The sequence below is a fragment of the Leptospira fletcheri genome, from assembly GCF_004769195.1.
Taxonomy (GTDB): domain Bacteria; phylum Spirochaetota; class Leptospiria; order Leptospirales; family Leptospiraceae; genus Leptospira_B; species Leptospira_B fletcheri.
The window spans coordinates 58384-69137 of sequence record NZ_RQET01000012.1; the positions used below are offsets into that span (position 1 = coordinate 58384).

Annotated in this window: 10 protein-coding genes; 3 read left to right on the top strand and 7 right to left on the bottom strand. The window is 48.1% G+C overall.

Annotated elements, in window-relative coordinates; translation table 11 throughout:
- Positions 1-11: 11 nt before the first annotated feature.
- The 6 genes from EHO60_RS14735 to EHO60_RS14760 all read right to left on the bottom strand — a co-directional run bounded on the left by EHO60_RS14735 (position 12) and on the right by EHO60_RS14760 (position 5317).
- Positions 12-1148: a DUF5777 family beta-barrel protein gene (locus EHO60_RS14735; RefSeq protein WP_246028333.1), complete on the bottom strand. Its 1137-nt coding sequence runs from the start codon at positions 1146-1148 to the stop codon at positions 12-14.
- Complete coding sequence (locus EHO60_RS14740; RefSeq protein ID WP_135768975.1) at positions 1145-1732, bottom strand: YceI family protein; 588 nt, start codon at positions 1730-1732, stop codon at positions 1145-1147. Before EHO60_RS14740 ends, EHO60_RS14735 begins: the two co-directional genes overlap by 4 nt.
- Positions 1729-2142, bottom strand: coding sequence for an LIC11213 family lipoprotein (locus EHO60_RS14745; protein WP_135768976.1), 414 nt, complete (start codon positions 2140-2142; stop codon positions 1729-1731). Before EHO60_RS14745 ends, EHO60_RS14740 begins: the two co-directional genes overlap by 4 nt.
- A complete protein-coding gene (locus EHO60_RS14750; RefSeq protein WP_135768977.1) occupies positions 2143-3324 on the bottom strand; it encodes a transporter in 1182 nt (393 codons plus the stop codon). It lies immediately after the preceding gene.
- A complete protein-coding gene (locus tag EHO60_RS14755) occupies positions 3314-4687 on the bottom strand; it encodes a YncE family protein (protein ID WP_135768978.1) in 1374 nt (457 codons plus the stop codon). Before EHO60_RS14755 ends, EHO60_RS14750 begins: the two co-directional genes overlap by 11 nt.
- A 189-nt stretch (positions 4688-4876) precedes the next feature.
- Entirely contained in the window at positions 4877-5317 is a 441-nt protein-coding gene (locus tag EHO60_RS14760) for an LIC_11090 family protein (protein ID WP_135768979.1), read from the bottom strand.
- A gap of 259 nt (positions 5318-5576) precedes the next feature.
- On the opposite strand from EHO60_RS14760, the gene EHO60_RS14765 reads away from it, so the two are divergent.
- Positions 5577-7652 (top strand): methyl-accepting chemotaxis protein, encoded by a 2076-nt coding sequence (locus tag EHO60_RS14765; RefSeq protein ID WP_135768980.1) that lies wholly within the window; start codon positions 5577-5579, stop codon positions 7650-7652.
- Positions 7653-7703: 51 nt separating this feature from the next.
- Here EHO60_RS14765 and EHO60_RS14770 read toward each other — a convergent pair whose 3' ends face one another.
- A complete protein-coding gene (locus EHO60_RS14770) occupies positions 7704-8147 on the bottom strand; it encodes a carboxymuconolactone decarboxylase family protein (protein WP_135768981.1) in 444 nt (147 codons plus the stop codon).
- Positions 8148-8318: 171 nt separating this feature from the next.
- On the opposite strand from EHO60_RS14770, the gene alkA reads away from it, so the two are divergent.
- Together alkA and EHO60_RS14780 are read left to right on the top strand one after the other, a co-directional pair.
- Positions 8319-9740 (top strand): DNA-3-methyladenine glycosylase 2, encoded by a 1422-nt coding sequence (gene alkA, locus EHO60_RS14775; protein ID WP_135768990.1) that lies wholly within the window; start codon positions 8319-8321, stop codon positions 9738-9740.
- Positions 9692-10324: a methylated-DNA--[protein]-cysteine S-methyltransferase gene (locus EHO60_RS14780; RefSeq protein ID WP_246028334.1), complete on the top strand. Its 633-nt coding sequence runs from the start codon at positions 9692-9694 to the stop codon at positions 10322-10324. The genes alkA and EHO60_RS14780 overlap by 49 nt, the downstream gene beginning before the upstream one ends.
- The last annotated feature ends 430 nt before the right edge of the window (positions 10325-10754 follow it).

Genomic DNA, 10754 nt, shown 5'->3' on the forward strand with positions numbered 1-10754 from the left:
AATCTTCGTTTCTATTCGGCTTGCTTTGGAGGCGGGCTTTCTTCCTGGGGAGACGTCTTCGTTTCTTCCGGTTTGGTTTCGGAAACGGGTTTTTTGTCCTCCCATTCGGAAGGACCTAAGTTATCTTCGAAAGAGAAGTTCCGATGAATGTTGAAGCCGAGGGAATACTGACGCTTTCCGAAATCGTATTCTCCTCCGTTCAGCAATTTTGTCTGGGCTAGGGCGGCAATATCCGTTATGAAAAGTTGAAATACGTGCCCTCCCGTTTCGAAATCCACGCCGAAGCTGAACGGTACCGAATAATGGGGGGCGTGCTTGTGTAACGTTACGTTCTGAAGATAGACGGAAGGCAAATCCCTCGGAAGAGAATACAAAGTATTTATATCGTTCGACGTAAGAGTCGGTAGTCCGGCGATCTTGCTTTGTCTATCGGCGGACGCATAGTCCGTGCCAATGTAATCCCTCTGTTTTGTGAGAATCGTTTCGAACGTAAAATCCACCCGTCGAAACAGTTTGATCCTACCTCCTATATCCACTCCGTAGCGGTCGTTTTGGAGCGTGGACTTTACGAAATTCCGATGGACGAATGTCGGAGAAATCTGTAGGGAAAATACGTCATTGAATCTCCTCGAAATCAGGAACGAGGTCATATAACTTCTTTTATCGTTATCTGATAAGGTGTAATGATTTAGATTTTGCGAAATTTGTGCGTCCAGTGCCGAATTTCCGCTCGAGGGAACTTGGATCGCGGGACTTAAGGGAACGACCTGCTTGTCCGTATCTTGGGAAGCGACTCCCCAAAAGCTGACAGTAAACGGGAAGCCCTCGGTTTGGGTAAGCAAACGGATCTTGGACCTCAATTCGTAGGTTTTATTCGCGGAAATCCTGGCTGCTCCTACGGAGATCCGATCCGTAAGTCCGTAGTCGCCTCCGATCAGTATGTTCGCGCCGGAGTCCAATCCGAAGAGGTTTGAAAATCCGGATTGAGCGTCTCCGAATCTATGATTGAATCTCAGGTCCAGATTTTTATAACCGACGTCTTCGGTGGAAGGAAGGTTGATCATCGTCGGACTCATGAATGTGGAGCCTTTCGAAAATGTCGGAAGAACCGGAATGAGGAGCAGAAAGAGCAGGTATTTCTTGTTCATTTTGATCGGAGTACTGGTTCGAGTTGAAAGACCGTTTTGATCTCGATTTTTTCGTTCAATTTCAACGAGAGCAGAGTCGGAATTTCGATTGAGAAATCGTTCAAGGAGATTAGGAAGTCGGCGGAATAGGAGAATCCCTCCGGATTTTTGAGTAATATTCCTTCTATTAGAAAATCCTTTTTTTCTTTTCCGTGTAGGAGTAATGTTCCTACGGTCTTTACTTTTCCGGAGCCGGGATCGAAGTCGAGAATTCTTCCTTCGTATTTTGCCGTCGGAAACTCCTCCGTCTCCAGATAGTTATCATGAAGATGGGAATCTCTTAGACGGTTTGCTGTCCGAAAATCCCGAAGGTCTATCCTGATAGACACCGTCTTATTCAAAGGATCTACTTCTCCCGAAGCGGTCCGGCCGGAGCCGTAAATCGTTTCTTGGGGAGCGACGCTACGGAAATAGATTCTGGCGGAAGAAAGTCTTAATTTGGATTCGGGAAATTCCACGCCTTTTACGGAATGAGCAGATAGCAACAAGACACAAAGAGGAAGAAAGGTTCGAAGCGAATTCAAAATCCGTCGATTCCGGTTCATGGATTTGCGCCTCCCTTAATCCAACAATAGATGGTCTGGTTGAGAGTGTCCGCCGTATAGGCGGACATCAATCCTCCGGGAACGACCACTCGAAAAAGAATGCTCGCATTCGGATTGCCCGGCACCACCACAGACGAAACGGAATTGTAGCTGGTGATATCTACGCCTCCGTTGATATTGCTTCCGCTATGACAAGTTCCGCAATGGTATGTCGTTCCCTGTCCTTGGCTAAGGCTGGCGAAGGTCGGCCTAACTACGGAACATTGGTAGCTGATCTGTTGGCTACTGAGCAGGAGCGCTTCTAAATCGCCTCCGCGAATCTTATCCGCACCGGAATTTTCGCAGGAAAAAAACGAGAATACGGATAAGATCGAAAGAAGGCTGAGAAACCGAACTTCCCGGAGGTCCATCTAGAAAATCGCCTGTGCCGAAACGTTAAACGCGGATTTCAATCCCAATTGAGGTCCGTTTAAGTGTTGGTAAACAGGGACTCCGTATTCTAGGTTCAGCCTAGTTTCCACTTCCGAACCGAAAGGAAGTCTGATATTCGTTCCCGCATATACCACGGATCTTCTTCCTCCTTGCCTCTCGGGATCGTTTTGCGGATCCATTAAAACGCTCAAGATCGGATCCGCTCCGCTGATATTCTCCCATTTTTGGAATTGAAATCTTCCCAATAACGAGATCCAATCCGCGATTTTGTATCCGATCCATACCGAAGCCTCGTAACGGTTTCCGAATTTATAAGCATTCGCATTCTTTCCGTTCCTTAAATTGGCAAACGCTTGGCTTCCCCAAAAAATCTTTTCCCATTTTCCCGTATAAGTGAGCCCGGGAGAAGGGTTGTAGGTTCCCGTTCCCGGCTGCATGTTATACGGTACTTTGCTTCGCACGGTTCCGGGCCCCATAGTATCTTTTTCGTCAATGGAACCCGTCGGAAAACTGAAGCCGAAGTTCACAAGGAGGTTATGGTTTTCCTTATGAACGAATCGATAGGACAGTTGTCCTTGTATGTCTCCCACACCTTTAGCGCTCATATACGTGTTCAGATAGGAGCCCGCGTTCAACATTTCCATCGTATTCCTGACATACGGAATCATTGCCATCGCCGTCAAATTTTCGGTAATCGCGAACATTGCCGTGGCCATATGCATTTCCATGTTCATTTTGACCGGAGTCATCATATATGTGGAACTCGTCGTCGTGCTCGGAGCCATTCCCATTCCGGCCATCGGATTGACGGTCGTCACGGTATTATGGGGAAGAAGAAGAGGCAATGTCGGATCCATTTTGCCTCCTCCTTGGTACAGCCCGCCCATATTCATCAGCATATAACGATATTCTACCATAATCGTTCCCGGGGTATGTGTGTGTGTTCCCATCAATCCGGCGGGGGCTTCGAGAAGGTGATCCTTTCCGTGTTCGTGCACCTTCTTCTCCCTGTCCTTTTTTTTCTCTTCCGGAACGGTCGGAATCGCTTGTTCTAGCGGGACGACCGGAGCTGGATCCGATTCCTGAGCGGAAATCGGAACGCGAGAGATCGTGAAAACCGCGATGAAGATTCCGACGCTAATGAATTTTCTACATTCCATTCATTCCACCCATGTTCATCGAAGAGGATCCGCTGCCCTGTTGAAAGATCGTCGTAAGAGAAGGATTTCCCCCCACAGTAAAGGAATTCGTCACGTTATAGCTTTTTCCGTCGATCACGGAAATCGTTCCGTCGCTGAAGTTCGGTACGAAGATGTTCTGTACCGAATTCCCGGTCGAGTTCAGTGCGAAGGTTCTGTACGTTGTGGCGGCTTTTCCTACGGGAATCGTGCTCAAAAGATTCAGACTGGGAAGATTGGAGCTATCGTAAACGTACATCAGATTCGTGGAAGTAGAGGCGTCTGTCGAAGCCGTCGATACGAACAACCGTTTTCCGTCGGGAGATTGCTGCACATCCGAAAATCCTGTGCTACCCACGGTGATCGGAGTTTTTACACCGGTGCTAACGTTAATGATTTGTAAAGTTCCTTTGTTCGGGGAAGTGGAAGTATCCGTTCCCGCAAGAATCAGAAACTGTCCCGTGGTGTCCGATTTCAGAACGGAATATGTCGTTCCTACGCTTGCGATCGGAGTTCCCAATGCTCCCGTGTTTCCGTTTCCGGTCGGATCTATTACCGCTATACTTCCCGGACTTGCCGGAAGGTAGGTGTAAAATAGGTTCGTAAGAGAGGAATAAACCATTCCTTTCGGTTTGGAGGCCAGCGCAATCGTGTTCAAGATCCCTCCGGTTTGACTTAGGAAAGTGGGGGAATCTTCACTATTGTCGATGACGGAAACCGTATTGTCTCCTTGGTTTGTAACCATGGCAAGCTTCGGATCCTGTGTTTGCGAGGCGGCGTCGTGCGGTCCCTTTCCCACACATAGGTTCGCGTGGGTATGAGCCAGAAGCACCGGATCCGAGGTGTCGTGGATGACCGAAAAGGATCCTTGGGTAGCTGAGCATAGAATCGGATCCGCACCTGTCGCGTTTCCGTCGTTTAACAACCAGCTATGGTCGGTATTCGCGGGATCCACATAGATCGTATTCGGATTCGTGCCTACCGAGAGCATCCTTAACGGAGAGGATCCTTGTCTTGCATCCAAAATTGCGACTTGATTTGCGCCCTTAACCGTGCTCAGGACATGGCCGGAACCGATTCCAGTGGCCGTCAAACCGCCGGGAATCGCACCGAAAGAAGTTCCGGGAAGTAAGGATACCGCTCCAGTCATGGAAACCTGAAGAACATTTACTCCGAAATTTCCGCTTCCTTGGTTCGCAATATAAACCAAAGCCTGGGGCTGGCTCATGACGATAAGGTCCATGGCTAGGATTCCGCGGTTGTGACTTCCATCCTTGGAAACTCCGCAATTTCCGAACGTCAATCCGAATAGCACCGTAAAAAATACGGCATGTATAGTTTTCATATTATAAATACCTAATGTTATTTCTCCGTCCTGGCGATTCTCTTCCCGAGCTTTGGAGAGCTTAGGACTCGAATCGATTTCTCTCTATTTTCGAAAGGTGCGCCGATCGCTTTAAGGCCCTATGACAATAGAGGAAAGATTGCGGAATGGGAGAATTGCCCTTCCGCGTCGCCTGAATGTTCCGGAAATTTAAAAGTGGGAAGGGGGTCGGAGGATGCGGTGAGAGTGTCCTAATGTCAAAAGGGAATCCGAATCTGGCCAGGATTCGAAGGCATAAAATTCCGGACGAATCCGTAAGGTGAGCTTTCCCTTTAAAAAAGGACTGGCAACGGTTAAAGTTCGAGAGGATTTTTCGTGTTTTTTACAGGAGCATTTGTGGGGAGCCGATTCTTGGGCCTCTTTGGAATGGCAATTCCGTGCATTGTTTGCCGAAGAAATTCCTTTTGTTTCGGATTCCAGGATTTTCTTCGCGAACAACTGATCTTCTTCATGAGAACCATGAGTTTCGGAAGCGGAACCATGATTACAGGTACATACGGAAAAATCGTAATAATACCGTTGGAATGCGGCATGCATGGCTTGGCCCGCAAAGAGAAAGGCGATGAAAGCGATGAAGAAACGGTTGCCCATGCGAGTCCGGTACCAGGCTGGGATCGTTTTCAATCGGGTCAAGGAGAATCCATATACCGTTTGGGCATGATTTTTTACCGAAAAAAGCTGAGAAATAGAATGATTCAAAACTAAAAGCCCAGAAAAAATCCGCCTTCCTAGTTCGGTTAACGGAATCGGCTAAATTCAAAACTCGAATCGTAAAAAATCCAAATATCGAATAGGAAAATATCTTTTTTACTTTTAAAAAATTTCGGACTATGAATCCTTTCTCTTCGCTATGAGTATTCGCATAAGAGTTTCCATCTATGTCTCTTTGGTTTTGCTCGCCGGTTTTGTTCTTTTGGCGACGTTAAATTCCATTTCCTCCTACAGAAATCTAAAGAACGAAGTCGAAAGTAATTCGGAAGTCACCGCCGACCGCTGGTCCTTGGAAGTTAAGGATATGCTGGATGTCGGATTGGGAATGATTCGTGGTTTCCGATGGCCGTTGATTTACGCGACTCACGAACGGGCGCCCGTTCAAAAGGCCATGCAGGGGATGTTGTCTAGGAACAAAAAATGGTTCGGTTTCTGGCTGATCTACGAGCCAAACGCCTTTGACGGTCGCGACAACCAATTCGTGAACACTCCCGGTCACGATGCGACGGGTCGATTTATTCCGTATTACAATAGGGGAAAAAGCGAAGAAGACCTCTTGCTGGAGCCTTGCGTCAATTTCGATCGCGAGGATGAAAAAGGAGAATTTTATAATATTCCAAAAAAGACGAACGAAATGGCCGTTATCGATCCGTACTTATATCCGGTAAACGGAAAGGACGTATGGATGATATCCCTTACGGCTCCCATCAGTGTAGACGATAAATTCTACGGGGTCGCGGGGATCGATATCTCCCTGGACCAACTACAGGCATTTTTTAAGGGGATTAAACCGTTCCGCGGCCAGGGCTATATCAGCTTAATATCGCCGAAGGGATTGGTCGCAGCTCATAGCGTCGATATCGAAACGGTCGGCAAGATGATCGGCGATAAAGAAGAGCTGGATTACGTATTGAAGAAAAAAGACGAGGGGAAGAGATTCGATCGTCGTTCCGACGACCATATCCACTATTATACCCCTTTCCGGATCGGGAGAGAGACTAGATACTGGGTCGTAAAAGTAAGTATTCCCGAATCCATCTTCTGGAAAGAGTTAAGGAGCGTGATTTTGGAAAGTACGATCACTTCGGTGTTGATCTTGGTGGCTGTACTGATCGTTCTGAATTTGATCTTTAAGAAATTGATTAGCACGGGTTTACTCCAGGCGATAGGTTTCTCGGAAGAGATCGCGAAAGGAAACCTATCGGTCCACACCGATTATGCGAATGACGACGAAATCGGCAAGGTATTGAATTCGATGTCTCAGATGAGGGACAGTTTACGTAAGATCGTTCTGGAAATCGGTTCGACTGCGGACAAAATGTCCAAGACTTCCGACGAGATGAACTCTTCTTCCGGCAATTTTTCCGAAGTGGCTCAGACCCAGGCTTCCGCAGCGGAACAATCTTCCGCAGCCGTGGAACAGTTGGCATCGTCCGCCGCGAACGTAGGCACCTCTATGGAAAAAGCGGTATCGAACATGAAAGAGATCGACGGTAACGTGATTCTGTTACGCGAACAGATCACGAATATCAATCGGGAAATGCAAGGCTTAGCGACGCTCGCTACTGAATCCATGGCGGAAGCTGCCAGTGGAGAGAGTGCGATGAGTTCCTCTACGAGGGCGATGGCCGGGATACGGGATTCCGCTTCTCGGATTTCCGAAATTCTTTCCATCATTACCGACATATCGGAAAAGACGAATCTACTCGCTTTGAATGCTGCAATCGAGGCTGCAAGAGCGGGGGAAGCGGGAAAAGGCTTCGCGGTCGTTGCTGAAGAAATCGGAAAATTAGCGGCACAGACGGCCGCTTCCGTCCAGGAAATCGGCGATCTGGTGAATTCTACGAACGATGCGGTCACGAACGGAAACGCGAAAGTGGAAGAGGCATCCGACGTGCTCAAGCGTCTGAAGACGAGAGTGGAAGAGTTTGATCGTACGGCCAAGAGCGTTCTCGTATCCGTCAAAACCCAGGAAAATAATACGGTGGAAATCGGTCATAGTTCCACGAGTCTGATGAATTTCAGTCTTCAGATAGAGGAGGCGGTTCTGGAGCAGAAGCGGGCCACGGAAGAAATCACGAAAACGATCCTAAGTATTTCGGAAGGAACGCAAGAGATCGCAGCTGGGGCCGATCAGGTTACGAGTTACTCCGGTCAGATGAGGGGTCAGGCTACGCAACTGACCGGTTTGGTCGGTCGTTTTCAAACGAACTGATTTTTCGGAAAAGGAATTCGTTTCCGTAAGTCGGGATCGAATTCCTTTCTCCTAGATCATCAGCGCCTGCATTCCGGTCGAAATCGCGATCCTATTCCAGGAATTGATCGTATTGATCAGAACAACCAGAGCGACGAATTCGCGCTCGTCGAAATGTGCTCTCGCGTTTTCATAGGCCTCGTTCGGAACTCCCTTCTCGGAGATTCGGGTAACGTATTCCGTTATTTCTAGAGCAGCTCTTTCCTTTTCGGAATAACACGGCGCTTCTCTCCACGCATTCAGAAGATAGATCCTTCTTTCCTTCTCTCCGAAGGCCCTCGCGTCCTTGGTATGTGTTTCGATACAATATGCACAGCCATTGATCTGGGAGGCTCGTATTTTGACTAGTTCGTATAACTGCGGTTCTATTCCTCCTGATTTCGAGAATTTTTCCATTTTTAGCATCGCTTCCAAGGCTTCCGGATAAGCTCTTGCGTAATTCAATCTTAGGCCCATTTTTCCCTCTTTTCAGTAGAGACGGAGGAAAGGTAAGGCTGTGACAAATTCCGGGTTTATTTTTTGAATTGTCGTCGGTGAGATTTCTGTTTTTTCTCCGAACTGCCGGTGTCGAAGAACAGGTCCGAAAATGGCGAGTCAAACCGGAGAAAGTATCGTATAGTGTCGTCGATGTTGGACGCGAATATTTGTTACCAAGCGATTTTGACCCATGACTCCAGGTTCGACGGGGTATTCTTTATTGCGGTCAAAACCACTAAAATCTATTGTCGTCCGATTTGCAGGGTAAGGGCTGCACATTTCAAGAATTGCTCGTTTTACCCGAGCGCCGCCGCCGCGGAAGTCGCCGGTTACAGACCTTGTTTAAAATGTAGGCCGGAACTCGCACCCGGTTACTCGTCGATGGAAGCGACAAGTCGTCTCGCGAATCAGGCGATGCAGATGATAGAAGAAGGCGCATTGAGCGAGGGTTCCGTGGAGGATCTCGCGGAGGAATTCGGAGTGACTTCGCGTCATTTAAGGCGGGTGATCAAAAGCGAATTCGGGGTTTCTCCGATCGAGTTGGCTCAAACCCAGAAATTGCTTTTGGCAAAGCGTCTATTGACGGACACAGACCTTCGTGTGACGGACATCGCGTTTGCGAGCGGTTTTTCCAGTCTGAGGAGATTCAATGCCCTCTTTAAAGGAAGGTATCGGATGGTTCCGAGCCAATTCCGAAGGACTCGGGTCGCGGCTCGCGACACGGATTATGTAAATTGTGATCTGAGTTTTCGACCTCCTTTCGATTGGAGAACTTTATTAGATTTTTTGAATCAAAGGCTTCTGCTCGGAGTGGAATCCGTCCAGGAAGAAACCTATAGTCGGACCGTATCTATCGTGGGCTTTCAAGGAACGGTTTCCGTTTCTCCGATTTCCGGAAAGGATATGCTACAGGCTAAGATCGGCATTTCCTTACTTCCCGTCTTGGTGCCCGTACTTTCCCGTTTGCGGAAATTATTCGATTTGAATGCCGAACCCACTTTGATTTCGAAACGTCTTGGTAAATTGTCCGTAAAAAATCCCGGACTCCGAGTTCCCGGCGCCTTCGATACGTTCGAAGTCGGAATCCGCGCAATCTTGGGCCAACAAATCAGCGTAAAGGCCGCAACCACGCTCGCGGGAAGATTTGCAGAAAAATTCGGGATTAGAGTGGAAACGGAGATCTCAGGTCTGACCCATCTGATGCCGGATGCGGAACGGATCGCCAAAACCGACGCGAAGAAAATCGCTTCTCTGGGAATGCCTATAGGTCGAGCCGAGACGATTCTGAATTTTTCAAAGGCGGTAGCGGAAGGGAAGTTGGATCTCCGACCCGACGGGAACTTCGAGGCACAGCTCGCCGAACTTATGAAGATCAAAGGCATCGGAAAGTGGACCGCGGAATACATCGCGATGCGGGGATTGAATTGGCCCGACGCGTTTCCGCATACCGATTTAGGAATACGTAAAGCGTTGGGAGAGGACAATCCTCGTAAAGTGTTGGAAAAGGCGGAGTCTTGGAGGCCGTGGCGTTCGTACGCGACCATGCATCTATGGAAATCATTGGAGGAATGAAAATGTATTATTACGGAAAAACCCAGAGCCCGATCGGAGAGATTCTGATTCTTTCCGACGGAAAAGACATCATAAAAGTGAATATGAGTAAGCAAAAATATGCGGCTGAACTCGATTCGAAATGGGTGGAGGATCCGAGTTTAAAACCGATCTCTCTCGCGATCCGACAATTCGAGGAATACTTTGCCGGCTCCAGGAAAGAGTTTGATCTTCCGATTTCTTTTTCCGTCGGCTCTCCGTTTCAAAGGCAGGTCTGGCAGGAACTCACTCGGATTCCGTTCGGGACTCTCATTTCCTACGGCGAATTAGCTCGTAGGATCGGAAATCCGAGCGCTTCCAGGGCAGTAGGTCTTGCGAACGGAAAAAATCCGATCGCGATCATCGTACCTTGTCATCGAGTGATCGGTTCCAATGGGAGTCTAACGGGATATGGCGGAGGGTTGGATAGAAAGAAATTTCTCTTGGAGTTGGAATTGAGACAAGGAAAAGCTTCCGAGCTGTCCGATCCGGATTTGCTTCGGGGAATTCGGAAATGGATTCATTTGGAACAGGAGGCCGATCTGTTCGAAGCCGGGACTAGGTAGTGTTTTAGCGAGGGGATTTGAGGCGGACTTGTGGGCCAATTGTTGCCCGTTTCTCCATCCTAAAAGGTCTTTCTTGTAGGAGTTCCTACAAGAATTTGCATAAAAAACGTTCTTGTCGAAATGAGAAAATTCTGATAAGGGATCGGGGGTACCACCGCACCGGCCCCCTCCCAGAGTAGGGTGGGGGCCTCCTCTAAAAAATCGAAAGAATTCCTTACGTTTTTCCTTGACGGGCCAACTCGATTCCCTACATTGGTTTTTACGGCCTTTTTCGTATGGAAAATCGCCGGCAAAGCTGAACAGGTTTTTAAAAACGGAATTTTCCCTTTTTGAAAATTTTGCAGAGGCAAATACCAAGTTCCTTAACAACAATATAACTGCGAATGAGAAATAAAAAAGCTGAGATTGAGATCGGGGATTAAGAGTTCCA

Bases quoted from the DNA above. Each gene is read 5' to 3' on its own strand.
- EHO60_RS14735 (WP_246028333.1), bottom strand. From the start codon at position 1,148: ATGAACAAGAAATACCTGCTCTTTCTGCTCCTCATTCCGGTTCTTCCG.
- EHO60_RS14740 (WP_135768975.1), bottom strand. From the start codon at position 1,732: ATGAACCGGAATCGACGGATTTTGAATTCGCTTCGAACCTTTCTTCCT.
- EHO60_RS14745 (WP_135768976.1), bottom strand. From the start codon at position 2,142: ATGGACCTCCGGGAAGTTCGGTTTCTCAGCCTTCTTTCGATCTTATCC.
- EHO60_RS14750 (WP_135768977.1), bottom strand. From the start codon at position 3,324: ATGGAATGTAGAAAATTCATTAGCGTCGGAATCTTCATCGCGGTTTTC.
- EHO60_RS14755 (WP_135768978.1), bottom strand. From the start codon at position 4,687: ATGAAAACTATACATGCCGTATTTTTTACGGTGCTATTCGGATTGACG.
- EHO60_RS14760 (WP_135768979.1), bottom strand. From the start codon at position 5,317: ATGGGCAACCGTTTCTTCATCGCTTTCATCGCCTTTCTCTTTGCGGGC.
- EHO60_RS14765 (WP_135768980.1), top strand. From the start codon at position 5,577: ATGAGTATTCGCATAAGAGTTTCCATCTATGTCTCTTTGGTTTTGCTC.
- EHO60_RS14770 (WP_135768981.1), bottom strand. From the start codon at position 8,147: ATGGGCCTAAGATTGAATTACGCAAGAGCTTATCCGGAAGCCTTGGAA.
- alkA (WP_135768990.1), top strand. From the start codon at position 8,319: ATGTTGGACGCGAATATTTGTTACCAAGCGATTTTGACCCATGACTCC.